We start from the raw sequence: 23564 nt of genomic DNA, 5'->3' as shown, positions 1-23564 counted from the left end.
GCCGCAACCCAAGACGAGTAGTCGACTACTCGTGCGCAAGCGCGGTCCTCGGAAATAGCGTCGTCGATACCGGTACGAACAACACCCTCAGCTCTGGACGGCGGAGCCACCGAGGATCGCGTGTTTCGCGATGGTGCGCTCCCCAATGCCTTGTTGGCCGTGGACAATTGGGAGCGGGAATGACCAGTCCCACGTCGGACGAATTGATCACCCCGGTGCGCAACACACCGGAGGACCACGGCCTGCTGCCGGAAGACGGCCTGGCGCTTTGCCTGTCCGGCGGCGGCTACCGGGCGATGGTCTTCCACGTCGGAGTGCTCTGGCGACTCAACGAGGTCGGCCTACTGGCGAAACTCGATCGCATCTCCAGCGTCTCGGGCGGTTCGATCACCGCCGGCGTCCTGGCCAAGAACTGGAAGCAGCTGGCGTGGGGCGCGGGGCAGGTCGCCGCCAACTTGGAAGACCTGCTCGTCAAACCCGTACGGCGGATGAGCCAAACCGCTCTCGACGTGAAGGCGGTTCTCGGGGGAATACTGCCTTTCGGCGATTCGGCCGCCGATCGTGTCGCCGCGGCCTATCGCAAGCACCTCTTCGAGGACACCAGCCTGCAGGATCTGCCGGACACGCCGCGGTTCGTGTTCAACTCCACCAACCTGGAGTCCGGCGTGCTGCTGCGGTTCAGCAAGCCCTACCTCGCCGACTACCGGGTGGGCCGAATCCTCAATCCCGACCTGCCGCTGGCGGTCGCGGTTGCCGCGTCGTCGGCCTTTCCGCCCGTGCTATCGCCCTGCACGCTGCACCTCAAGGGCCGGAGCTGGATCGACGAGCAGGGCAACACGCTTACCCAGCCCGGCTTCCGCGACGAGATCCAGGTGACCGACGGCGGCGTATACGACAACCTCGGCCTGGAAACCGCGTGGAAGAGGTACCGGTCGATCATCGTCAGCGACGCCGGCGGCCAAGTCGCCGACGACGCGGATCCCGCGACCGACCCGCTCCGGCAGAGCACTCGAGTGCTCGACCTCATCCAGAACCAAGTCCGCGCGCTGCGCAAGCGCCAGGTGATCGGCTCCTTCAAATCCGGTCTGCGGCAGGGCATGTACATCGGCATCCGCAGCCAGGTCGCGAAATACGGCGGGGCAATACTGCCGGCCAACCCCGAGCGCACGCGCGAACTCGCCGAGCTGAAAACGAGGCTTGCGCCGCTGTCCGACGCCGATCAAGAGCGCCTGATCAACTGGGGCTACACCATCTGCGACGCCGGCTTGCGGACGCACCTGTCCGGTGAACTCACCGATCCCACCAAGACCGAACTGCCCTACCCGAACGAGGCGTTGACATGACCGAGGAAACGTCAATCTCCCGAAAGTTGGTCGATTACATCCTGGTTGGCACCGGCCCCGGCCGTCGGCACCTGCAGGGCTCACCGATCCTGGGCGATGTGTGGACCGCCTACGTGCAAGACCTGAGTAAACCGGTCGATCTGCTCATCACGTCGCACAAGGGCACCACGGCCAACGACCTGGCTGCCGAAATCTTCAGTCAACTACAAAAGATCCGCAGCGGTATCGCGCACGACGACGACCCGAGGGTCGCTCCGGTGCAGAACTATGTGGCCGCCCGCCTCTACTTCGACGAAGTGATACGGGTGTTGATCCCGATGACCCAGTGGTGGCTCGATCCGCGGACGCGCAACGAATTCGACGCGTGGCTGAACTCCGGGGAATCCGCGGCCGAAAGCGGATCCGACCGCATCACCCAGACGCTCGACGATGTGCGGGTCCTGGTCGACGCATGGAACAAGGGGCCCTCGTTCGTCGACGACTTGGTCAACGATCCCACCGCCGGGATCCGTAACCGGCGCACCGCATTCGAGCGCTTCGTCGCGTTGTGCACCCTGGTCTTGATGGTGCAGCGGCCCCCGGAGGAGACGGACCGCAAGCCGATGGCGCAAGCCAATTTGACCAGGATTCAGCGCAAGGACCAAGGGCTGCTGGTCGACACCAGCAGGGACGAGTTGCGCGAGCTGGTGGTCGATCTGATCTCCACGGACATGTCCCCGGCAAAGGAGGCGAAGGTCTGGCAGATCTCCCGAAACCGGCCGGCCTCCACGGCGATCATGAAGTCGGTGCCCACCGTGAAGGCGGACGCGGCCCGACGGCTGTTCGAACTCGACGGCAGCGGGATCACCTGGGCGGTAATCGATTCCGGGATCTACACACAGCACGGCGCGTTTGGTCAGCACCCGATCCGTAAGACGTATGACTTCACCTACTACCGCGAGGTCGTCAACCTCAGCAACGTCGACGACGTCGTTCGCAAGCGCAATCTCGCGACGATCGAGGCGGCTCGGGGCAACACGCTCCCGTCCGGCGCAGACCGCAAGCTCAAACAGATCGCCAAGGCCGCATGCAGACGTGAGCCGATGCGGTATGACTTGATCAAGGAGTTCCTGGAACTCGGCGACGGCGACACACCTCCACCACGGCCGTCCAGCGATCACGGCACTCACGTCGCCGGCATCATCGCCGCCTCGGTCGACGAAACTGGCCAAAAGCTGGTCACCGGCATGTGCCCGGGTATCGGTCTGTACGACTTGCGCATCATCGGATCCGACAAAGAGGACACCGAGCTGGCGGTGATCGCCGCGCTGCAATTCGTCCGGCGCACAAACGAATTAGCGGGCGACATGCAGATCCAGGGTGTAAACATGAGCCTTTCGATCGAGCACGACGTGCGCAATTACGCCTGCGGAGCAACGCCGGTCTGCATGGAGGCCGAACGACTCGTCGACAGCGGGGTGGTCGTCGTTGCGGCGGCCGGAAACTTCGGCTACCAGAACATTGTGGTCAACGACCAGCCATTCAATAACTATCTGGCGTTCAGCATCACCGACCCGGGCAATGCGGACCGCGTGATCACGGTGGGATCCACGCACCACTACAAGCCTTTCACCTACGGCGTGAGCTACTTCTCGAGCCGCGGTCCCACCGGCGACGGCCGTCTCAAGCCCGATCTCGTCGCCCCTGGCGAGCGCATCTACTCCTCGGTGCTGGACGACGATTGGGGCTATCTGGACGGCACCAGCATGGCCGCACCTCACGTGAGCGGCGCTGCGGCACTGCTGATGGCTCGCTATCCAGAACTGGTCGGACAACCCGACAAGATCAAGAAGATTCTCTGCGAGACAGCGACCGATCTCGGACGAGAGCGCAACTTTCAGGGCCACGGCCTACTCGATGTCCTTCGTGCACTACAGAGTCAATGAGGTGAATTCACATGGTCAACAACGTTTTCAGTCTTGAAGTTCTGCCCGCCAAGAAGGGCGACTGCCTACTGCTTCGGTTCGGGCCGAAGGCGAGCAAGAGGCAGAAGCTGGCGCTGATCGACGGAGGCCCCAGCGGCGTCTACGCAAACCACCTCGGGCCGCGGCTGAAGCAGCTGCGCGCCGAGAAGGGCGTGTCCGACGACGAACCGATGGTATTGGACTGGGTCATGCTCAGCCACGTGGACGACGACCACGCCAACGGACTGGTGCGACTGACCGAGGAGCTCAGAGCGCTGCCCGCCAACAGGTTCGTAAAGCCACAGCGGTTGTTCCACAACACTTTTGACAAAATCATCGGCAATGATGCCGCCGAGCTGAAGAAGGCCACCACCAACGGCTATGGAACGGCGTCGCTGACCGGGGACATCCCCATCGACCTGGTGCCCGACGACGCGAAGGTCGACGCCACCACATTCAACGACGCGCTGATGGTGCTCGCCGGCATCGAGCAGGGCATTGACCTGGCCGGCAACGCCGAGGTGCTGCAGATCCAGGTCAACGACGGCGAGGGCGGGCTGATCGTCGCCGAGGACGGCGGCACGGCGATCGAGATGGAAGGCGGCCTGAAGTTGAGCGTTATCGGGCCGATGCTCCCAGAAGTCAAGGCGTTACAAGAGGCGCACCGAAAGTGGTTGGAGGAACAAAAGAAGCGCCCGAAGCCACCGTCCGCCGCGCTGGCAGCCTACGTCGACGAGTCGGTGCCCAATCTGTCCAGCATTGTGGTGCTCGCCGAACTGGGTGGAAAGACGATCCTGTTCACCGGCGACGCCCGTGGCGACAAGATCCTCGCGGGGATGCGGCTCGTCGGTCTGGGCGACAGAATGCACGTCGATGTGCTGAAGGGACAGCACCACGGCAGCGACAACAATGTCACGCGAGACTTTTTCGAGCGCGTCACCGCCGATCACTACGTGTTCTCCGGAAACGGTGAGCACGGCAATCCCGAGCGGGAAACGCTGGACCTGCTGCGCCAGGCACGCAACGCCGTCCGGCCCGACGAGGACTACCAGATCTATTTGACCTACGAGATCAAAGACATCGACGCGCTGCGCAAGAGGGACTGGGAGATCAAGCAGAAACGGGCCAGGAGCCAGGGCCGCGATCCCGGGCCCAATTGGTCGGCCCCCAAACAGGGTCTGGTCGCGTTCTTCAAGAAGCACCCCGACATGGCGGCGCGGGTCGTGCCACTGCAGGGCGATCTACCCAGGCACCGCATCGATCTGCTGGCCACGCCGTAACCGTCGAACGCGTCTAGTCCCCTGCGGAATCGCGGCCGAAGTAGAGCTCTTGGGTTGCGACGCAGACCATTTGGCCCTTGCGGTTGTACATCGTCGAGGTCGTCAGCCCCCGGCCCGCTACACCGCTGGTCGACATCTGATCCGAGAGGACCCAGTCCGTCAGGTCGACCGGCCGGTGAAACCACAGTGCGTGGTCGATGAGGGCGTTGAACGTGCTGACGGGCGTGGCCCGCCGCATGACGAGTGCGGGCTCCACCATCGTGGTTCCGGAGAGATAGGTCAGCAGGCAGCTGTGCAGCACCTCGTCATCCGGAACAGATCCGTTGGCCCGCCACCACATTCGGAGCCGTGACGACGGCTCGCGCAGGTCGATGGCAAGCCGTGGCGGGGGGTCGACGTAGCGCAGCTCGAAAGGCCGAGGTGCGACCCAGTGACCGTCCAGTTCGTCCGCGTACGCGGCCAGCTGCTCGTGCATCGGCGCAAGCGAATCGGGACCGGCGATGTCGGGCATCGGCTGTTGGTAATCGAGCGAATCGAATGGCACGTTGAACGACGCGAGCGCTTCGAGCAGGATCTGCCCGTCCTGGCGGGCCGTGATCTTGCGGGTGGACAACGTGCCACCGTCACGCGCCACGTCGACGTGGAGGTCGACGGGCTTGCGGGCATCGCCGGCTCGCACGTAGTAGACGTGCACGCTGTGCGCCGTGCGGCCCGGCGCGGTGAGGCTCGCCGCCATTAAGGACTGGGCGGCAATATGGCCCCCCACGATGTGGTGGCTCGGGTTGTCCAATTGAGTGGCGACGAAGTGGTGCTCGTCAGCGCGAGCAACATTGAGCGTGTCGATGACATCGGCCAGGGTCGGCCAGGGGTAACTCACTCGAAAATCTTGTCAGCCGGTCAGCCGAGGCAGCGGCCCGGGGCGTCCACCAGGAGAGCGATGTGAGCCGATGTGAATTGATCCGCCGTGAGCTGCCATGCCGTGATCGGCCGTCCGAGCACCTCTAGGCGGCCGCGCCTGGGGGTCCGCACGGACGCCGAGCACCGGCTGCCGACGACGGCCATGCCCCCACCTCGCATCCCAAGGCCAACGGCCCTTGTCGTCAGCCCACACCAATTGCAGGGCACGGACACGTGGGCCGAAGAGCCCGACCGCGAACTTCAAGTGGACATCCGGATGCTCGACCTCGACCACTTCGACAAGAAATCTGTCTTGGTAGTCGATATGCATTGTCGGTGCGAGCACCGTACCGTCGTCGACGATCATGTGAGCAATGGAATTGAGGACGCGACAGCTCGTGTCGGCGGGCAGACCCGTCAGCAACAGTTCGGGTAACCCCCTACTGTGTAACCCGACCGTGTAGGCGAAGGGCCTGTTATCGCTCTCGACGTACTGAACCGCCCAACCGTGTTCGCGGATGGTTGCACGCAGTACGTCCAGGTAGTCCTCGGTTGTGGCGCTTGGATTGTCGCATTGCCAGCACATCGCAGCTCCCTCTCGTAGTGGTTGCGCACCAGCATGCACGCACCCTCCGACAAGAACCTCCACCCGACCTGGCCACGCTCGTCTTGACCACTCCCCGGCATAGTCTCGGTCCTCGCACCTAGGTGCCGTCGCGGTCATGATCAGCGCAAAACGCTGCTGGTGCAATCTCTCCACCGTCATCAGATTCACCTGCATCTTGACCAGTCATCGCCGGCGCAGCGCTCGAGTCGAGATGCAGCGAACATTGACAAGACACGCCTGGCTACTTTGACGAAACGTCGGCGTGTCGCAGAAGCTTGTTAAGCTTCGCTGCAAAAGCACTGGTCAGCGACTCGGCGGTCGCCAGTGATTCAGGCTGTCGGCGTTGGCCGGTCGACCACTCAGCCCGGACGGGGTGGTGTTGGGTCATCGGGTCGTTTATGGACCAGCATCGCGGCCCGCACGACCGTGTGAAACTAGACGACCTCGAATGCACCCTTGTGGCCTCGCATGTCGTTCGCCCAGTAGTGGCCATGTACTGAGCGGATGCTTGCCGCCACAGCTGAATGGAAGCCGTTTAGGTTCTGGTCGAAGCCATGCTGGCGAAAACCAATTCGGGCTCCAAGCAATCTTGCACGGCATCAACACGCTCACCCAACAGCCACATCGTCCACAACGCTAGAAACCCGCATTGCGATGAGGCGCGCAACCACCCACTCAAACCCTCAAAATCCGTGGACCAGTTGTCGGGGTCCCCGCCAGCAGTAGCCAACTGAGTATTAGCGGATGGGTCTAGTCAGGCTTGGGATGATGACTTGATCGACGAGAGTCTCCACGGTCCGTGGTGAGGGTGGTCGACTGCTGATGATGAATCGGAATAATAGGTAGCCCGGTAGCAAGTCCAACAACTCGTTGTCGATAGCAGCCTTCTCGATTTCGCCTCGGTCGGCCGCCTGCCGCAGGACATGACGGATTAGAGCTTCGCGCGGATAGAAGAACTGGGCCCGCATAGCAGCATTGAGTGCTGGGCTGCGCGGTACCTCGAAGACCACCGCTCTGACGGTGCTGGCGAACGCCGGGGCTCGCTCGCACATCACTTTCCCTAGGTGCAGTAAATCGCCGCGCAGCGTGCCGGTGTTAGGCGCAACCGCTACCTGGCGAACGCTCTCAATGAAGGCGGCCGTGACTAATTCGGCTTTCGACGGCCAGCGCCGGTAAATGGTTGCCTTACTGGCGCGTGCGCGCGTCGCAACCGCGTCTACCGTCAACCCCTCATACCCGTGCTCCTGCAACAGCTCCAACGTCACCTCGAGCAACTCGCGTTCCCGCGCCGACAACAATGGAGACTCAGCGCCACGGTGGGCAGTTCGGGCCATAGCCGCACACAATAGAACTGTGCCTGGAGCGCAGTCCAGCACCCAATTCACCTTCCACCTGGGATGTACTCCACGATCCGCGCCGAGTTTCACTGTTGGGCGGGTCGGCGAGTGTTCGCGTTCCGAACATTTGCCGCCGGCATGGGGCGAACACAATCTTGGTGGCCGTCAGCGCTAGGCGGCCGATGGCGTGAGGAGTGGACAGTGAATGTTGAGATGTCATCAGTCAGCGTCGCAGTAGGCGCGGATTTCGTGATGACCGTCGATGGCCAGCCAGCTATGTCACCGAACACCGAGCCGGTCTTCAACCCAGCTACACGCCAAGTACTGACCAACGTTCCGTCGGCAACAAAAGAGCAACTCGATTCAGCAGTAGCCGCAGCGCGTGCAGCGTTTCCCTCGTGGGCGGCCACCGATGTGTCCCAGAGACAAGCCGCGGTGTCATCCATCGGTGACCGACTCGAGGCCCATGCCGAAGAGTTCATGACCTTGCTCACCGCCGAGCAAGGAAAGCCGCGCGCAATGGCCGAATGGGAGGTGTACGGCTCGGTAGCGTGGTTCCGCGAGACTGCCAAGCAGTCGCTGCCAGAAGAGGTTGTCGAGGAGACCGGTGCGCGACGAGTGATCAGTAGGCACACCCCATTGGGGGTGGTCGCCGCGATCGTGCCGTGGAACTTCCCCATTCTGTTGGCCGTGTGGAAGATCGCACCGGCCCTTGTTGCCGGTAATTCGATTATCGTTAAACCATCGCCGTTCACTCCGTTGTGTGACCTCAAGCTTGTCGAGTTGGTTCAGGACTTGCTGCCGCCCGGTGTGCTGAGCGCGGTTTCCGGCGCCGACGGGCTGGGCCAGTGGATGACAGTCCACGAGGGAATCGCCAAAGTGGCGTTTACCGGCAGCACCGAAACCGGCAAGCACGTGATGCGCTCGGCCGCGGGCACCCTCAAACGAATCACCCTGGAACTCGGCGGGAACGACCCGGCCATAGTGCTGGGCGATGTCAATCCAGAAAAAGTAGCGCCGCAACTGTTTTGGGCCGCCTTCCAAAACAATGCGCAGTTTTGCAACGCCGCGAAACGGCTCTACATCCACGACAGTGTCTATGCCGAGGTGCGCGATGCACTGGTGGAGTACGCGCGCACCGTCGTGGTGGGCGACGGGGCGCATCCTGACACACAACTCGGACCAGTTCAAAATGAACCGCAGTACCGCAAGGTGGCCGAGTACTTCGAGGACTGCCGTCAACGTGGGTACACCTTCGCGCTGGGCGGCCAGATTGACCCTGACGCACCGGGATGGTTCGTCCCAGTTACTCTGGTGGACAACCCACCTGACGATTCGAGGGTGGTTACCGAGGAACCGTTTGGGCCGATCCTGCCACTACTGCGCTGGTCGGACGAGGCCGACGTGGTGCAGCGGGCCAACAACACTCCTTGGGGTCTCGGAGCAACGGTGTGGGGTCAAGATTTGGACGCGGTCCAGCGAATCGGGCGGAGATTGGAAGCGGGAACGGTGTGGCTCAACGAAGTTCACCAATATTCCCCGCATCAGGTCTTCAGCGGACACAAGCAGTCGGGGATCGGAGCCGAGAATTCCCTATACGGACTCGCCGAGTACACCAACCACCAGACGATCACCCTCAACAAAGCACCCGGAGCAGTGTCGTGAAGGCCCAGGCCGCGGTATTGCGAGCTGCATCAACTCCGTTGGAGCTTCTCGAGATTGACGTGGAAAGTCCCCGGCCGCGTGAAGTTGTCGTCCGCCTTGTCAGTGCCGGCATCTGCCATACCGACCTTGGGGTCATTGCAGCCGCCACGGATGAGCAATTGCCGATCGTGCTCGGTCATGAAGGCGCCGGAATAATCGAGAAAGTGGGCACCGGCGTGACAGAACTATCCGTGGGAGACCACGTCGTGCTGTCCTACAACCACTGCGGGTCTTGCGACAACTGCAGATCCGGGCTACCCATGCATTGTCGCGACTTCATCCCCCTCAACCTGGTCGGTGCGCGCCTGGACGGCACCTCGCCGTTTAGCCTTGAAGGCAAGCGCATCCTCGGTCACTTCTTCGGCCAATCATCCTGGGCCACACGAATAATCGCGACCGAACTAAATTGCGTCAAGGTCGACGACGATCTGCCGTTGGCGTTGCTGGGGCCGCTAGGCTGCGGTATCCAGACCGGGGCTGGGGCTGTCCTGAACACGCTCAAGCCCACTGCCGGTTCGTCCATCGCGATCTTCGGCATGGGTTCAGTGGGGTTGTCCGCTCTGTTAGGCGCCGTTGTTTCCAACTGCGAGACCATCATTGCAGTCGACATTGACGACGCTCGCTTAGCGCGCGCCACTGAACTCGGCGCGACAGCGACGGTCAATGCCGCCGCGACCGCGGCGGCTGATCAGATTCGGCGACTGACAGCTGGGCGTGGCGTCCAGTTCACAGTCGACTGCATTGGATTCGGTGATGTGATACGCACCGCGCTGGAATCGCTGCAGACGCCGGGCGTTTGCGCCACGGTGGGATACCAAGGCGTGCCCAACGAAATCACCATCGACCACGGCCATCTACTCTTCGGCAAATCCTTGATCGGTGTCATCGAGGGCGACGCAATCCCCCAGCAATTCATTCCGCGATTGTTGGATCTGTTCCGAGCGGGGCGTTTTCCGTTCGACCGGCTCGTCGACAACTTCCCGTTCGAGTCGATCAATGACGCGATCGAGGCTCTCCACGCCGGGAAGGCCATCAAAGCCGTACTGACCTACCCCTCAGCAGACCGTGATGCAATCAAGTCCTCCAACGGCTAAATTTTCGACGACTGGCCCGGGTGAGATTGTGCCTCTGGCCGCCCAGCGCAACCCCGACAAGCTCGCGCTGATTTGCAACGGCCTTCGGCTGACCTACCGCCAGCTCGATGAAGCCTCCGCAGCACTGGCGGTTGCATTGGGCCGCAGAGGAATCGGTTCGGGTGATGTCGTGTCGCTATACGGCCAAAACACCTGGGAGTGGATCGTCAGCTACCACGGCGCGCTCCGCGCCGGCGCCGTGGTCAACCCGATCAATGTCATGCTGACACGTGACGAGCTCCGCCACGTGCTGTCCGACTGTAAGGCTAAGGCACTCTTCGCCGGGGCAGCACAGCTACCCACAGCGTTGTCTGCTGTCGATTGCGAAGAGTCACCAATTGATTTTGTGTTCTCCTCTGCCGACTGCTCCGCACCTGACATTACGTCAGTGCCACAATTAGTCGACGAGGCCGTCGGCGCCCAGCCACCCTCTATCACCCCGAACCCGACAGACCTTTGTGCGATCGCCTACACCTCGGGAACAACCGGGTACCCCAAGGGCGCCATGCAATCTCATCGATCGGTGCTGCTCAACTGCGCGCTGACGGCCGCCATGCACGGCCGAACCGCCAGCGACACGGTGGTGACTGCCTTACCCTGCGCCCATGTCTACGGCAATGTTGCGATCAACAGCACCTTCCTGGCCGGCGGCACGGTCGTCCTGCTGGAGCGCTTCGATGCTGGAGCGGCGATAGCCTCGATCGACCGAGAACACGCAACGATGTTCGAGGGTGTTCCGGCCATGTATTCCATGATGCTCTCGCATCCCGCGCTACGCGATGCGAGGTTAAATACGCTGCGTTGCTCGACTGTGGGAGGACAGACAGTATCGGTCAGCGTGCTAAATGCCTGGCAGCAGCGAACCAACGCACCTGTGCTCGAACTGTGGGGAATGACCGAGATAGCCGGACTTGGTGCCACGCACGCCATATACTCGCCTCCGGCGCCCGGGTCGATTGGTGTTTCGCTACCGGGGGTACAACTGAGGGTGGTTGATTTGGACCTTGGCAAGCGCGAACTTGGCCCCGGCGAACCCGGGGAACTACAGGTCCGTGGTCCCCTGGTAATGCTGGGATACCTCGGGCAGCCCAGCGCGACCGCAGAGGTGTTGATGCCCGACGGGTGGCTGCGCACCGGCGATGTCGCATACGCCGACGAATCCGGCCATTTTTTCATCGTCGACCGTGTCAAAGACATGATAGTCACGGCCGGATACAACATCTACCCCGCCGAATTAGAGCGCGTCATTGCCACGTGTCCTGGCGTGGCCCAGGTGGCGGTGGGTCGCAAGCCTGACGACGTGCGCGGCGAAATCGCCGTCGCCTACGTGGTGCCCCGCCGCGGCGCTGAACTAAATGAGGACGCCATCATTGACTTCTGCCGCGGCAAGCTCGCGGCTTACAAGCGACCGCGCGCAGTGATATTCACCGATGCATTACCGATGACGTCAACCGGAAAGGTAATGCGGCGCAAGCTCATCGAGATCGATACTGACGCCTTAAGCAATCGCACCTAGTGCGGGAGCTTGAAGAAGCGCAGACGCTGATACAGAGTGGTACGCCCGATCCCTAGTTCAGCTGCAGTCGCGGACTTGTTGCCGCCATTGTTGGCGAGCGCTTTGGCAATCGCGTCACGTTCCGCAGCCTCGAGCACCGTCAAGTTTCGCCCCCCCGAACCGTTCGCGACAATATATTCGGGCAGGTCGCTCACCGCGATGTCGCCCACGCGGCGGTCCTGCACGCTGGCGGACAGCACCGCCCGCAATTCAGCGATGTTGCCTGGCCATGTGTGGGCCATCAACATACGCATTGTCGAGGGAGCGATCCGCAGGGAGTGAGGGCCAAACAACTCACGCAGCACGCTAATAGCCAGATCGGGAAATTTTGGTCCGTACTGGCGTAACGGTCGCAGCTCGTGGCGATCGATGGCAACCGACATCAGAGCGGCGATTTCAGGATCGGATTCTTTGATCGGGGACGAAGTCATGACCACACGGGCCTGGGTATTACGCACCGCAGGCGTCAGCGCCGCCGCATCACGACGATGCAGCATGTGTACGTCATCGAGGATCACCGTTTGGTCAGCGTCTCTCTCCAAGAGCGCCAGCGAGTCGTGCAGCCAGGTGTCACGCTTCAACGAATCCGCGCAATCCAAATGGTGAGAGTCCGGTCCGGCCAGTTCGACAGCGAATCGTGACCGGCCGGCGCCTGGTTCACCGACGACGAGCGCGGGCGCGTCGACTGCGCTTGTCGTCCGGCGCCGTTCAGTCCGACGGCTCTTCGACGACGTGCACGGGACGACCTCGTAGAGGACACCTTCAGTGCCCACGACCGGATGTGCGCGGACCACCACTTCTGATCCCGAACTCAGCGTCAGTCGCTGAACAACAGTGGCGGTGCCCTGCGATGCGTCAATTAACGCTTGCAGCCGGCTGTGATCTTCACCGGCAACGAGATCGGCGGCGGTGGAATTGCTAAGGATCACGGTGGGGCTGAGCACCAGTATCGCGTGGCGTTTGCGACGAGCGTGTGTGTGAAAGGCTGCCAAGAGCTGTCTTTCGGCGCTACGGGCGGCTTCGATCATCCGCAACTCGATTTCCCGAGCCGCGCGGCGAACGAATGGACCCAGTAGCGCGGTATATTCAGTGGCTGGGCCGGTGACGTCAAGAACACCTTCTAGCCTATGCGTAAGCGGGTCGATGACGGGGGCGCCGTAGCAGCAAAACACCCTGAGTGATTCGAGAAAGTGCTCTTCACCGGTGACGGCGATAGGCTGGTGTAGCTCATAGGCGGTGGCCAGCGAGTTGGTGCCGGTGTTGTCCTCTACATAGCGCACACCGGGTACGGCTAGAACCCGATCCAGCGTTTGGCTGAGGTCGCGCTGGCCCAATTTGCGATCAACAATGGCGCAGTTCTTGTCGGCAAGCAACACCGAGAAGTGGGTGTCGCTCAATTCAGCGATCATCGCGTCCAACACCGGTGCCGCGGCACGCATCAGGCGGCTGCGGTGGTCAACATCGACGATGTCTGAGTCGCGGACCTCCATGGTGGGGTCGAGCCCGTTGATATGCGCACGATGCCAAGCGTTCGCGATCTCGGGGCGAAGCTTAGGGCCCGGCATGTGCGCCAGCTGTCCGCTCATGTCAAAGAAATTGTTCGGTTGCCGGCAGGCGCGCCGCCAACACTATCGAGCATGCTGCTCCGCTTCTCGCAGAATGTGGCGGATTCTGGCGCACACCTCGTCGGCTGCTACTGCGTCGCCGAAGTGGGCGACGAACTCGCCATCGGGTCCGACAAGGTAGGTGATCGCCGTGTGCGGCATGACATACCCATCGGGGGCCGACGGATCTTCGCGACGCTCGGTGAACACGTGGAAGGCGGACCGGGCTGCGTCCACCTGTTGCTGTGTCCCAGTCAGTCCTATGAAGGCCGGCGCGGCGCGCATCAGGAAGCGTTTCAACGCATCAGGCGTGTCCCGCTGCGGGTCGACCGAAACATAGAGCGGCTGGATTCGATCCGCGTCGGCTCCTAGTCGGGCTAGCACGTCGGTTAGCCTGCTCAGGGCGCGAGGGCACACCATGGCGCAGTTGGTAAACCCGAAGAAGACCAGCAAGTAGCGGCCAGGGTAGCTGGTCTCGGTAACCTCATTGCCATCGTGATCGATGAGTGTGAAGCTCGGACGCCCGGGGATTTTCATGAAGAGGGCTCCCAGCCCGCCACGCTCAGTCTCATGTTCGTCGATGTCGGTGGCACCTGGAGGCGCAGCCGGGATTCCTCGCAGCGCGCGACCGCGGGCGCCGCCGCGCCGTCTTCCTCTTCCAGAACGAAATCACCAACGTTATCGATCTCGATGAAGGCGTCAGCGGCTCCTTCACCAACCCGACGCGCAACGGTGAAGTTCAAGGCTCGACTCTCGCGATCGAAGACTGCGCGGGTGATATCGACATTATCCGTGCGCCCGACGATCAGAGGCTCCGAGAAATGCGAACGATCCCACGGCCGGTTGTATAGCCCCCACATACCGTCTTCCACGTTCAGTCTCGCGTAGCCGAGCAGTGCATTGCCGGTCAGCGGCGCCATACGAACCCAGTGACCATCCTGATCGAATTTCTCATCGTTGCGGGGGTAGTGCAAGGCCCCGTCGTGCCACGTCGGCTTCATGTGGCGGTCAGCATGGGCGAGTAAGCCCTCTAGTGTGGGCCTGTCACCCATCTCGGATGCCCAAGCCGCTACCCACCCGAAATCGTTTGTGTCCGTGTCGATTACAATATCGCCGAAGGAAGCGGGCTCGACCTTGACCGACAAGGTTCCATCCGATTCCTCGACGAGGAAGTCGGCGACCTGCCGGGGATAGTGCTCACGGACGAACTCGGTGTTCCATGTATTCATCAGCGCACCGCACCACGCGTCTACCCAAGGGTTCCCCCTGTTGGGTATCACGACCTTGGAGTCCTCGAGCACCATCATGTTGTAGTGGCCGTCATCGCCGAGCCGGCCAAAGTCCGCGTACGCACGGCGGTATCCTTCGACGACATCGTCGGCGACGTTGCCGCCGGTTACTAAGTCGTGCATCCGGAAGCCGATTATCGCGGGCTGATTACAGATCTGGAATATGCAGTTCGGCTCGCACGCAATACCGAGGTAACCGTTCTCGACCATCTTCCAGTACAAGAGCTCGGTGAGCGAGTTTTGGTCGTACTCAAAGGATTTAGGTTCGCCACCCCAAAAAAACGACCAGTAGCGGAACGACAACGCGCCCGGTTTCGTATAACGATCGTCGTCAAACAAGACGTTGTACATCGCGGCCATGGACTGCACATAGGCGCTATACATAATGTTGTCCCGCACGACAGGGTCCCACTGTTCGAAAAGGCGATCGCTCAGGTGAGCGTTGAATGGGGCTCCGCCGCGGCCAACATCGCGCCAGTACATCCAGACCTCGGGCTCTAGGAGCTTTTCGATCAGCCGGTTGAAAGTCGACTCAAACATCGCCGGCGCGTTAGGCAGCCGGTGGCGATGGGCAAGTGCCAAAGCGTAGGCGCCATAGGCGAGCTGAAAGCGGTAACCCCCCAAATCGTCGCCTTGTCCGGGAGCAATGGAATGCATACCTGACCAGTCGCCGCGGGGTAGTTTAGACAGCTGTTCAATATGCTTGATGTGCCCTAGCTGCAGCGCATCCACGCCGTTTAGGGCGCTACCGGAAACCTGGGTCGACGTGCTCATTTGCGGGTCCTTTCGCAATCTTTCCCTGTCACCGCATTAGGTATCGCAGCCTGGCAGGGCGCACCATCACAGGGCCAAAGTCGACGGCTATCGAACCGCCCAAAGTCAGGGCACTCAGCTGGAGCCGGCCTCCGGTCGCGTGGGCGTCCATATGATTTTGCCTCCAGTGTCTTTGGGCCGGACGATATTTGCGTATGCATCACCAGCCTGCCCATTTCGCTCACTGGATCCCGGACTGTCGAAGGATCGGCCACATTATCAGCGTCGCTGTGATAGGGGTAACGCGGCCAGCTACCGGTTCCGATAGATGGAACGTGTGCGACGGCGGATTGAGAGCTCTGTGGTGCGTCGCAATGGGCCTACCGACTGACTAAACCCGGCGGCAGGAACTAAGAGCACTGAGATGCCACCGACCCGTCGCGGCCGACCTCGCCAGATATGAAGGTCGAAACAACTTGGCCCGCGAAAGCTGTGGTCAGACTGGTCAGGCGTAAAGTCGTCAGATGGTGATGCAGCACGATCCTCTAGCCGCGGTCGAAGCGGCCGCCCTATTCGCGAGGGATCCCGACTACCTGCTCCAGGATGCGAGAGCAACACGGGAGCCGGTGGCGCAGCGCATTGTCCTAACCCTTGAGGCCTGTGCCTCCAAGAAGGGCGCCATGACAATCATGGAACTTGTGCAAGCCACCGGCTTGGCAAAAACCACGGTCCATCGGATGTGTTGGAAGCTTGTGGAACTGGGTCTTCTTGAGCACTCCGCCGACGGCTTCTCGGTCGGCAGCAAGATGTTCGCGCTAGCCGCGGCAAATCCCCGGATCAGCCAATTGCGTATCGCCGCGATCCCTCACCTGGTAGAGCTGCAGCGACGCACCGGGGCGATGTCGAACATCGCGATCCTCAGCAATGGCAGGGCTCTCGTGATCGACGGTCTGTTCACGACGGGGTCTGTTCAGACGCTACGGCTGATCGGGCACGCCCTTCCCCTGCACTGCACAGCACTTGGAAAGGCGATCGCAGCACAATTCGAACCCGAGGAACGTGACAGGCTCCTTTTCAGCAAAGGCCCGCTTGCCCGAGCTACGCGGAATACCTTGGTCCAGCCAGGACTGCTCCGGCAGCACATCCAGCGGGTCGCGGAGACTGGAATCGCGGTCGCCGACAGAGACTTCCTACCCGATATCAAGGCAGTGGCCGCGGGTTTCCGGTTGCGCGACGGAGGCGCGGCTGCCATCGGGGTCCTCGAGGCTTGGAATAGCCCGACGCTCCATAATGCACCTCTTGCTGTGGCCGCTGCGGCGGCAGCGCTGCATCGGGAACTCAGCCAATAGAAGGCTTTCGCAAAACAAGCCACAGCATCGATGGGGTTCATTTAGTTAGTCGGTTTCAGGACGCGACCTGCAGAACGGAGTTCGGCCGGGATCGTCGTGTTCCAGAGCCGATGATCCGCCTCGCCAACTACGACACCGAGTACCCTTCCTCGAGGTCGAGGGCAAGCAGGCGCATCATGAGCGATCCTGAGACGTACCAGGCGAGTAACAAGGTGAGCTGCACCAGCTGCTGGGTCGTCAGATGAGCCGCGACGGCGTCCCACGTCTCTTGCCGAACGTCAGATCCCTCGCTGAATTCCCGCGCCAGCCGCATGACTGCCTTCTCGAAGTCGTCGAACACGTCCGCCGTTTCGAAGTGCGGTACCGCCTTCACCTGCTCGACCGTCAAGCCGGCCGCGAGCGCGTAGGACTGATGGTGGGCGACTTCGTAGTCACAACCCGTTGCGTGCCCCACCGTCAGAACAATCAACTCCCTTAGCAAGGGACTCAGATTGCAAGATCGCAGGGCGTTGGCGTAGGACAAGAACCGGTCGAGCTGATCCGGCGCATGCGCAAGCGCCAGATAGATGTTCGGCGTCGGAGTGCTTCGCTCGGCCTCGAGTCGATCGTAAAGCGGCTGAGACTGATCCCCGGCCTCATCGCGGTGCAAATACGGAACCCTGGCCACAATCCTCCTCATCAACAATGTGGTTCTGAAGTTTGCCGATCCCCGGTATTTCGACGCAGACGACGTCGCCGGGCGCGAGCCAACGTTGGCCCCCACGATCCAAAAACGTTCCGGCGGGGGTGCCCGTGAAGATCACGTCGCCGGGACTGAGCGGCATGAAGGCGGTGATGTGCTCGATCAACGTCGGCACATCGACGAGCATGAGGGATGTGTCGCTGTCCTGCAAAGTCTCCGTGTTTACCGTCGTGATGATTCGCAGCGCCGCGGGGTCAGGCAGCTCGTCCGCTGTCACCATCCAGGGACCCATAGCTCCGCTATTGGTGAAGTTTTTGCCGGCCGTGGGCGTGGGTGCGGCACGCTGCCAATCGCGCACGCTTCCCTCCTGTCCGATCGTGTAGCCCCCAATCACGGTTAGTGCTCGTTCGCGAGGCACCCGCCAGCAGTGCGTGCCGATCACGACGACGAGCTCGCCCTCGACATCGAATTGTTCCGATACACGTGGCCGAATGATGGGCTCCTGATGCCCGACCAGAGAGGTCCAGTAACGCGAGAAAAGCGCGGGGTGAATGGGTACCCCAGGACCCGTCTGTCGCGCTCCAGCAGCGTGGTCGGCGTAGTTGAGCCCGACGCAAATCGGCGCGGCGGAGCCCAGGGCCGGCGGCAACCACGTCACCTCGTCGACTGGAATACGCTCGCCCGACTTGGGCGGTGCCTCCTGCGCCGCGCGCACCAAAAAGGCCGCCAGCGGTGCACATCCAAGCGGACCTACCCAATCGGTCAGATCGACAACCTCGTTATCAACCACCATGCCCACGCAGCGAGCACGGTTGGGCCGCTCGAACAGCGCGATCCTCACTGGCGTCTGCTTCGTCCGCGGCGAATGCATTGCCGCCGCAACATCATTCCACGACACAATCACGCGCTGGTGCAGACCGCCAAGCACGCGGTCCCATGTGGTGGAACACCAAGGTCCGGTCAGGTGGTAGGGAGGATCCCGCTAAGTACCCGCAGGGTTCGTCCACGGTGGTCGTCAAGGGCAGCCACGACCTCATCCACCGACTTGCGGCGAACCGCGTCGAGGATCTCGTCGTGGGCCGCTACGGTCGCCGAGCGTTCTTCCGCCGAGTTGTAGTACATCGCTCGATAGGACTCCGTGGAATCCCAGAGCAGCCGGATCAGACGCATCGTATGCGGCTGATCCGGTGCTTCCAACATCCCGAAGTGAAACCGCCGATTTGCCTCTAGCTCGGCGGCGACATCGCCGCGCTTGGCGGCTTCGGCGCAGTCGCGTGCAGCCAGTGCGATCCGCTCGACCGCATCGTCGTCTAGGGCAGGCAACGCGGCACGCACTGCGCGTTCCTCTAAGAGCCGGCGCAGCGCGTAGATCTCTTGGAGGTCCTCAACACGTAGTTCGGTGATGAAGTATCCCCGCCGGGGCCGGTAGACGACCTGGCCTTCCTGTTCAAGGGCGCGCAGAGCCTCCCGGACAGGCGCGAGGCTGACGCCTAGCTGCTCCGCTATCTCTTCTTGGTGGACCCGTTGTCCTGGGCGATAGCGTCCCGCGACGATGGCTCGCCGGAGCTCGTCTAGCGCGTGCTGCGTCGTAGTTCCTGGCCCGTCAGGACGTGTGGTCATCGGGCCGTACCTTATCTGCTCTGTGATCAGCGGAAGGCGTCGATTCCCGTCAGCGCGCCGCCGATGACCAGCGTATGCACATCCGCGGTCCCTTCGTAGGTAACGACGCTCTCCAGGTTGGCCAGGTGCCGGATGACGGGATACTCAAGGGAGATACCGTTGGCGCCGAGCATCTGCCGGGCGGCCCGGGCCACGTCTAAAGCGGCGTTGACATTCCCGAGCTTGCCCATGCTCACTTGTTCCGGACGCAATCGACCGGCGTCCTTGAGTCGGCCGAGATGGACCGCCAGCACAGTGGCGCGGTTGACCTCAAGCGCCATGGCGGCGAGTTTTTGCTGCTGGATCTGGAATGACGCAATCGGCTTACCGAACTGCACACGGGTGGTGCTGTAATCGAGCGCGGCTTCCAGGCAGGCCCGGGCGGCACCCGCTGCGCCCCAGACGATCCCGTAGCGGGCCTCGTTCAAGCATGCCAGGGGTCCGCGCAAGGACGTCGCCCCCGGCAACATTGCCGACGCCGGGAGCCGAACGTCGTCGAGGATTAACTCAGAGGTGATGGACGCACGCAGCGAAAGCTTCTTGCGTATGTCTTGAGCTCGGAAACCGTTGGTGCCCTTAGGGACAAGGAAGCCACGGACGCCTTCGTCGGTGCGTGCCCACACCACGGCGACCTCGGCAATAGATCCGTTAGTGATCCACATTTTCCGTCCGCGCAGTATCCAGTCCGGACCGTCGCGGCGGGCTGAGGTGCGCATTGCCCCGGGATCGGAACCCGAATCTGGTTCGGTGAGGCCGAAACACCCGACTGCCTCGCCGGCTGCCATCCGCGGGAGCCACTCCAGCTTCTGCTCCTCTGATCCCCAGCGGTGGATGGCGAACATCGCCAACGATCCCTGCACCGACACCAGGCTGCGAATCCCGCTGTCGCCTGCCTCGAGTTCCAGACAGGCCAGGCCATATGCCGTCGCGCTTGTACCCGCGCACCCATAGCCGTCAAGATGCATCCCAAGGATCCCCAATTTGCCCAACTCCCGGACGATTTCAACCGGAAGGCGCGCCTGTTCGAACCATTCGCCGACATACGGAAGGATGCGGTCACGGACAAACACGCGAACCGCGTCACGAATGTCCCGCTCCACGTCGGTGAGCGAGCTATCGACGGATAGATAGTCCAGCGGAGCAAAGCTGGCGGGCATCATTGAACTCCTTGACCTGCGAGATCGCGATCACCTAGCATATGTTCGATTTTCGAAAATCGATGATTGGATGTTGGCATATGGGTGGCGCCCTTGACAAGCTCCATGTTTTGGACTTCTCCCGAATCCTCGCCGGCCCGTTCGCGACGATGCAGCTTGCCGACCTCGGCGCAACCGTCATCAAAGTGGAACGCCCAGTCATCGGCGATGACACGCGCCGCTGGGGGCCGCCTTTCGACGACCATGGGCAGGCAACCTACTTCCAAACGGTGAACCGCAACAAGGACACGATCATCCTCGACCTAAACGATCGGCGTGACCGATCTGAGGCGCGACGACTAGCCACATGGGTCGATATCGTTGTGGAGAACTTCCGGCCTGGGCTAATGACCAAGTTCGGGCTCGATTATGAACAACTCAAACCGGAGAACGACGGCCTGATCTATTGCTCCATCACCGGTTTCGGCCGAGGGCTTGGCGCCGAACTGCCCGGATACGACTTGCTGATTCAAGCCCTCGGTGGGTTGATGAGTATTACCGGGACACCCCAGGGAGAGCCCCAGAAGGTGGGTGTCGCCGTCGTCGACGTGCTCGCGGGGCTATTCGCTACGACCGGCATCCTCGCCGCATTGCACCACCGGAGCGCAACCGGCAAAGGTCAGCGCATCGACATCGACCTGTTGTCCTGCCTGCTCGCCGGCTTGGCAAATCAAGCGACTGCCTACACCTCGGCGGGCGTGGTCCCTAGCCGCATGGGAAACCAACACCCCAGCATCGCGCCCTACGAGCTGTTTGCCTGCGCAGACAGGGAACTGGTCCTCGCTGTTGGAAACGATCGCCAGTTCGCGGCACTGTGCGAGGCACTCGGCGCGCCCTCGCTCGCGGCCACCGACCAGTTCGCGACCAACCCAGCTCGGGTGCGGCATCGCCAGCAATTGCGCGCCGAGCTCGAGCGTTTGCTTGCAACGCGGACCGCCGCCGACTGGATGAAGGTACTGACCGAGGTCCGCGTGCCTGTCGGGGTGGTCAACGACATCGCCGGCGCCTTCGCCCTCGCCGACAACCTTGGGCTCGACCCCATCGTTGCAGTGCCACGACACGACGGCAGCACTGTTTCGCTTTGTCGGAACCCGATCAATCTCTCCGCCACTCCTCCGGTCTATCGCTGTGCCCCACCCGAATTACCGGTCCCCACAGTGCCGTAGGTCGCAGAGCTGCGCACGATACGCGCCGCTAAGCAATTTTCGAATTCGAGGATTTATCGTTGGCGCTGCAGCATCCTGACGAGCTGTAGCTGCGTATCAGTACTGAGGAGCACCGGTGTTGATGGTTAGTCCGAACAGCGACTCGAGCGCGGACGCGACGCAGCAGCGCGACCCTGTCGCACAGCGGATCTTGCTGGTCCTGGAGGCTTGCGCAGCCATGAAAAGACCACCGACGATGACCGACCTCGTCGAGGCTACCGGTCTGGCCAAGACCACGGTGCATCGCATGTGCTGGAAACTTGTAGAACTCGGATTACTTGAGCGCTCGGCCGATGGCTTCTGCATTGGCACGAAGATATTCGCTTTGGCCAACGCCAATCCCATTATCAGCGAAGTCCGCGTGGCGGCCATGCCACACCTGGTGGAGCTACAGCGCTGCGCCGGCGCATCGAACTTGGCGATTTTGACGGGTGGCAAGGCGCTTGTTATCGACGGGCTGTTCAACCAGGAATTGCGACCCGGACCGCTGCTCGGCGTCGGCCTGCCACTGCACTGCACCGCGGTCGGCAAGGCCATCGCGGCCAGCCTAGATGCCGACTACCGTGAACAACTGCTCGGTTCAGGCCTGCTGCCCGCCGCCACTCGGCGAACGATTGTGCATCCCGCGATGATTCGCCGGCACCTCGAACGCGTGGCAGCTGAAGGCGTGGCTTTGTCACACGAAGAATTCCAGCTGGGTACACGTGGAGTCGCGGCCGCTTTCGCGGTAAGCAACGGCACCACCGCGGCCATCGGATGCGTCGGCGCGTGGAACAACGCTGCGATCAGCCGTTCCGCGGCCCGCGTCGCCGCAGCCGCCGCGAGCCTTCAACGCACGTTGTCAAGCACCGAGAAGCCAGCATGCTGAGCCCAGCGGTTACTGCGGGAGCAGAACGACCTTTCCAATAGTCGCGCGAGATTCGAGAGCCCGATGGGCATCAGCGATATCGCTGAGCGGGTACTTGCCATCGATCCGAACTGTGATCATCCCGCTTTCAATCGCAGCGAACAGCTCTTTCGCCCGGTACAACAGCTCGTCACGTGTGGCGATGAAGTGAGCTAGCCCGGGTCGAACAAGGTAAACCGAACCCGCCAGATATAGGCGGCGTGGGTCGACCGGTGGAAGCGGTCCCCCTGCTATTCCGTAAACGACAAGCATTCCGCGGCGACGAACGCTAGCAAGACTCGTGTCAAAGGTCGATCCGCCGACGCCGTCGAAGACCACATCGACCCCGACGCCGTCCGTCAGTACATCGATGGCGGTTTTGACCTCGGAGTAGAGCACGGCGCGCTCGGCGCCGGCGGCCAGCGCCGCCTCGGCTTTGGCTTCACTCGACACCGCCGCGATGACACGTGCACCCTTGGCAGCGAGCATCTGTGTGAGGAGGCGTCCCACGCCCCCAGCTGCCGCCCAGACCAGCGCACTGTCACCAGCCACGGTGAGGCGTAGTGAGTTCGCAAGATAGTGGGCGGTCAGGCCCTGCGAGCAGATCGCGGCTGCATCAACTGCGCCTAGCCAGGGCGGCAGCTTAATGGTCTCCTGGACAGGCACTTCAACCAATTCCGCGTGACTTCCCCGAATGTGAGCCCACATCACGCGATCCCCAACAGCTGGCTCGGTGATGCCGGCGGCTGCGGCGACCACGATCCCTGCTCCTTCTACGCCCGCGCGTACGGGTGGCCGCGGTTCGCCCGGCAATAGGCCTCGCCGTTCGATGATGTCCCGAAAATTCAGGCCCGCGGCCTGGACTGCGACCAGCACGTTGCCAGGCTGTGGGGTTGGCTTGTCGACCTCTTTGATAACGATGTTCTCTGGTCCGCCGTAGGCGGTAATGACGGCAGCCCGCATGACGAAGACTTCCTCGTGGTCGGCATTTCCCGGTCAACACCACTTAGCTTCGGGCGCGCTGAGAAAACGAGGAAACTCATGGGTCCGCCTAGCGGAACGGGGAGGTGGCATTCGGTTGGTGGCGCATGTAACAACAACGGGGAGGCAGTGTGGGAAACCCGCACCGACGTCGAAAGACT

20 protein-coding genes are annotated in these 23564 nt (G+C 62.1%); 9 read left to right on the top strand and 11 right to left on the bottom strand.

Annotated features, from left to right (window positions below):
• The first annotated feature begins 179 nt into the window (after window positions 1-179).
• The 3 genes from BN973_RS02500 to BN973_RS02490 are packed head-to-tail and all read left to right on the top strand — an operon-like array spanning window position 180 to window position 4566.
• Window positions 180-1343 (top strand): patatin-like phospholipase family protein, encoded by a 1164-nt coding sequence (locus BN973_RS02500; RefSeq protein WP_036465686.1) that lies wholly within the window; start codon window positions 180-182, stop codon window positions 1341-1343.
• Window positions 1340-3268 carry a S8 family peptidase gene (locus BN973_RS29825; RefSeq protein WP_051641088.1) on the top strand — a complete coding sequence of 643 codons (1929 nt, stop codon included), beginning with the start codon at window positions 1340-1342 and terminating at the stop codon, window positions 3266-3268. The genes BN973_RS02500 and BN973_RS29825 overlap by 4 nt, the downstream gene beginning before the upstream one ends.
• 11 nt (window positions 3269-3279) lie before the next feature.
• Window positions 3280-4566 carry a ComEC/Rec2 family competence protein gene (locus BN973_RS02490; RefSeq protein WP_036465684.1) on the top strand — a complete coding sequence of 429 codons (1287 nt, stop codon included), beginning with the start codon at window positions 3280-3282 and terminating at the stop codon, window positions 4564-4566.
• 13 nt (window positions 4567-4579) lie between these two features.
• On the opposite strand, the gene BN973_RS02485 is transcribed toward BN973_RS02490, so the two are convergent.
• The 3 genes from BN973_RS02485 to BN973_RS02475 form a co-directional block, all read right to left on the bottom strand.
• Window positions 4580-5443 carry an acyl-CoA thioesterase gene (locus BN973_RS02485; RefSeq protein WP_036465682.1) on the bottom strand — a complete coding sequence of 288 codons (864 nt, stop codon included), beginning with the start codon at window positions 5441-5443 and terminating at the stop codon, window positions 4580-4582.
• 12 nt (window positions 5444-5455) lie between these two features.
• Entirely contained in the window at window positions 5456-6049 is a 594-nt protein-coding gene (locus BN973_RS30270; RefSeq protein WP_084163275.1) for a DUF4262 domain-containing protein, read from the bottom strand.
• 758 nt (window positions 6050-6807) lie between these two features.
• Window positions 6808-7404, bottom strand: a complete 597-nt coding sequence (locus tag BN973_RS02475; protein ID WP_036465679.1) for a TetR/AcrR family transcriptional regulator — start codon at window positions 7402-7404, stop codon at window positions 6808-6810.
• Window positions 7405-7608: 204 nt separating this feature from the next.
• On the opposite strand from BN973_RS02475, the gene BN973_RS02470 reads away from it, so the two are divergent.
• From BN973_RS02470 to BN973_RS02460, 3 genes are read left to right on the top strand one after another with little or no spacing between them, the layout of a single operon-like run.
• Complete coding sequence (locus BN973_RS02470) at window positions 7609-9072, top strand: aldehyde dehydrogenase family protein (RefSeq protein ID WP_198048881.1); 1464 nt, start codon at window positions 7609-7611, stop codon at window positions 9070-9072.
• Window positions 9069-10205, top strand: a complete 1137-nt coding sequence (locus BN973_RS02465; RefSeq protein WP_036465676.1) for an NAD(P)-dependent alcohol dehydrogenase — start codon at window positions 9069-9071, stop codon at window positions 10203-10205. Before BN973_RS02470 ends, BN973_RS02465 begins: the two co-directional genes overlap by 4 nt.
• A gap of 28 nt (window positions 10206-10233) precedes the next feature.
• Entirely contained in the window at window positions 10234-11760 is a 1527-nt protein-coding gene (locus BN973_RS02460; RefSeq protein WP_232232012.1) for a class I adenylate-forming enzyme family protein, read from the top strand.
• Here BN973_RS02460 and BN973_RS02455 read toward each other — a convergent pair.
• Genes BN973_RS02455 through BN973_RS02445 form a run of 3 tightly spaced genes read right to left on the bottom strand, consistent with a single transcriptional unit; the run spans window position 11757 to window position 15466 of the window.
• Window positions 11757-13385, bottom strand: coding sequence for a sigma-54-dependent Fis family transcriptional regulator (locus BN973_RS02455; protein ID WP_051641086.1), 1629 nt, complete (start codon window positions 13383-13385; stop codon window positions 11757-11759). The genes BN973_RS02460 and BN973_RS02455 overlap by 4 nt on opposite strands.
• 42 nt (window positions 13386-13427) lie before the next feature.
• On the bottom strand, window positions 13428-13940 hold the full coding sequence (locus tag BN973_RS02450; protein ID WP_036465675.1) for an SCO family protein: 513 nt from the start codon (window positions 13938-13940) through the stop codon (window positions 13428-13430).
• The gene (locus BN973_RS02445) at window positions 13937-15466 is read right to left on the bottom strand and encodes a linalool dehydratase/isomerase domain-containing protein (protein WP_139830359.1); all 1530 of its coding nucleotides are present in this window, start codon (window positions 15464-15466) and stop codon (window positions 13937-13939) included. Before BN973_RS02445 ends, BN973_RS02450 begins: the two co-directional genes overlap by 4 nt.
• 503 nt (window positions 15467-15969) lie before the next feature.
• Between BN973_RS02445 and BN973_RS02440 the strand changes: the two genes are divergently transcribed.
• Window positions 15970-16794, top strand: coding sequence for an IclR family transcriptional regulator (locus BN973_RS02440; RefSeq protein WP_036465674.1), 825 nt, complete (start codon window positions 15970-15972; stop codon window positions 16792-16794).
• Between the two features lie 127 nt (window positions 16795-16921).
• Here the strand turns inward: BN973_RS02440 and BN973_RS02435 are convergent, their stop codons facing one another.
• From BN973_RS02435 to BN973_RS02420, 4 genes are all read right to left on the bottom strand, one after another.
• Window positions 16922-17461 carry a carboxymuconolactone decarboxylase family protein gene (locus tag BN973_RS02435; protein WP_036465672.1) on the bottom strand — a complete coding sequence of 180 codons (540 nt, stop codon included), beginning with the start codon at window positions 17459-17461 and terminating at the stop codon, window positions 16922-16924.
• Window positions 17430-18317: a fumarylacetoacetate hydrolase family protein gene (locus BN973_RS02430; RefSeq protein ID WP_051641084.1), complete on the bottom strand. Its 888-nt coding sequence runs from the start codon at window positions 18315-18317 to the stop codon at window positions 17430-17432. Before BN973_RS02430 ends, BN973_RS02435 begins: the two co-directional genes overlap by 32 nt.
• A 119-nt stretch (window positions 18318-18436) precedes the next feature.
• Window positions 18437-19096 (bottom strand): GntR family transcriptional regulator, encoded by a 660-nt coding sequence (locus BN973_RS02425; protein ID WP_036465670.1) that lies wholly within the window; start codon window positions 19094-19096, stop codon window positions 18437-18439.
• A 26-nt stretch (window positions 19097-19122) separates the two neighbouring features.
• Window positions 19123-20292: an acyl-CoA dehydrogenase family protein gene (locus BN973_RS02420; RefSeq protein ID WP_198048970.1), complete on the bottom strand. Its 1170-nt coding sequence runs from the start codon at window positions 20290-20292 to the stop codon at window positions 19123-19125.
• Window positions 20293-20372: 80 nt separating this feature from the next.
• On the opposite strand from BN973_RS02420, the gene BN973_RS02415 reads away from it, so the two are divergent.
• Window positions 20373-21497 carry a CaiB/BaiF CoA transferase family protein gene (locus tag BN973_RS02415; protein WP_036465668.1) on the top strand — a complete coding sequence of 375 codons (1125 nt, stop codon included), beginning with the start codon at window positions 20373-20375 and terminating at the stop codon, window positions 21495-21497.
• Between the two features lie 121 nt (window positions 21498-21618).
• Window positions 21619-22404, top strand: coding sequence for an IclR family transcriptional regulator (locus BN973_RS02410; protein WP_269147654.1), 786 nt, complete (start codon window positions 21619-21621; stop codon window positions 22402-22404).
• Window positions 22405-22413: 9 nt separating this feature from the next.
• On the opposite strand, the gene BN973_RS02405 is transcribed toward BN973_RS02410, so the two are convergent.
• Window positions 22414-23385, bottom strand: coding sequence for a zinc-binding dehydrogenase (locus tag BN973_RS02405; RefSeq protein ID WP_036465665.1), 972 nt, complete (start codon window positions 23383-23385; stop codon window positions 22414-22416).
• Window positions 23386-23564 lie beyond the last annotated feature (179 nt).

Origin of the sequence: Mycobacterium triplex, from assembly GCF_000689255.1 — a bacterium.
GTDB lineage: Bacteria > Actinomycetota > Actinomycetes > Mycobacteriales > Mycobacteriaceae > Mycobacterium > Mycobacterium triplex.
The sequence above is the reverse complement of the archived record's forward strand: the minus strand, read 5'-3'. Positions and strand labels throughout refer to the sequence as shown.

Excerpts from the sequence above, each read along its gene's own strand:
- BN973_RS02405 (WP_036465665.1), bottom strand. The coding sequence starts at position 23,385 with ATGCGGGCTGCCGTCATTACCGCCTACGGCGGACCAGAGAACATCGTT.
- BN973_RS02425 (WP_036465670.1), bottom strand. The coding sequence starts at position 19,096 with ATGACCACACGTCCTGACGGGCCAGGAACTACGACGCAGCACGCGCTA.
- BN973_RS30270 (WP_084163275.1), bottom strand. The coding sequence starts at position 6,049 with ATGTGCTGGCAATGCGACAATCCAAGCGCCACAACCGAGGACTACCTG.
- BN973_RS02445 (WP_139830359.1), bottom strand. The coding sequence starts at position 15,466 with ATGAGCACGTCGACCCAGGTTTCCGGTAGCGCCCTAAACGGCGTGGAT.
- BN973_RS02410 (WP_269147654.1), top strand. The coding sequence starts at position 21,619 with ATGGTTAGTCCGAACAGCGACTCGAGCGCGGACGCGACGCAGCAGCGC.
- BN973_RS02450 (WP_036465675.1), bottom strand. The coding sequence starts at position 13,940 with ATGAAAATCCCCGGGCGTCCGAGCTTCACACTCATCGATCACGATGGC.
- BN973_RS02440 (WP_036465674.1), top strand. The coding sequence starts at position 15,970 with ATGGTGATGCAGCACGATCCTCTAGCCGCGGTCGAAGCGGCCGCCCTA.
- BN973_RS29825 (WP_051641088.1), top strand. The coding sequence starts at position 1,340 with ATGACCGAGGAAACGTCAATCTCCCGAAAGTTGGTCGATTACATCCTG.
- BN973_RS02455 (WP_051641086.1), bottom strand. The coding sequence starts at position 13,385 with ATGAGCGGACAGCTGGCGCACATGCCGGGCCCTAAGCTTCGCCCCGAG.
- BN973_RS02490 (WP_036465684.1), top strand. The coding sequence starts at position 3,280 with ATGGTCAACAACGTTTTCAGTCTTGAAGTTCTGCCCGCCAAGAAGGGC.
- BN973_RS02475 (WP_036465679.1), bottom strand. The coding sequence starts at position 7,404 with ATGGCCCGAACTGCCCACCGTGGCGCTGAGTCTCCATTGTTGTCGGCG.
- BN973_RS02415 (WP_036465668.1), top strand. The coding sequence starts at position 20,373 with ATGGGTGGCGCCCTTGACAAGCTCCATGTTTTGGACTTCTCCCGAATC.
- BN973_RS02500 (WP_036465686.1), top strand. The coding sequence starts at position 180 with ATGACCAGTCCCACGTCGGACGAATTGATCACCCCGGTGCGCAACACA.
- BN973_RS02420 (WP_198048970.1), bottom strand. The coding sequence starts at position 20,292 with ATGCCCGCCAGCTTTGCTCCGCTGGACTATCTATCCGTCGATAGCTCG.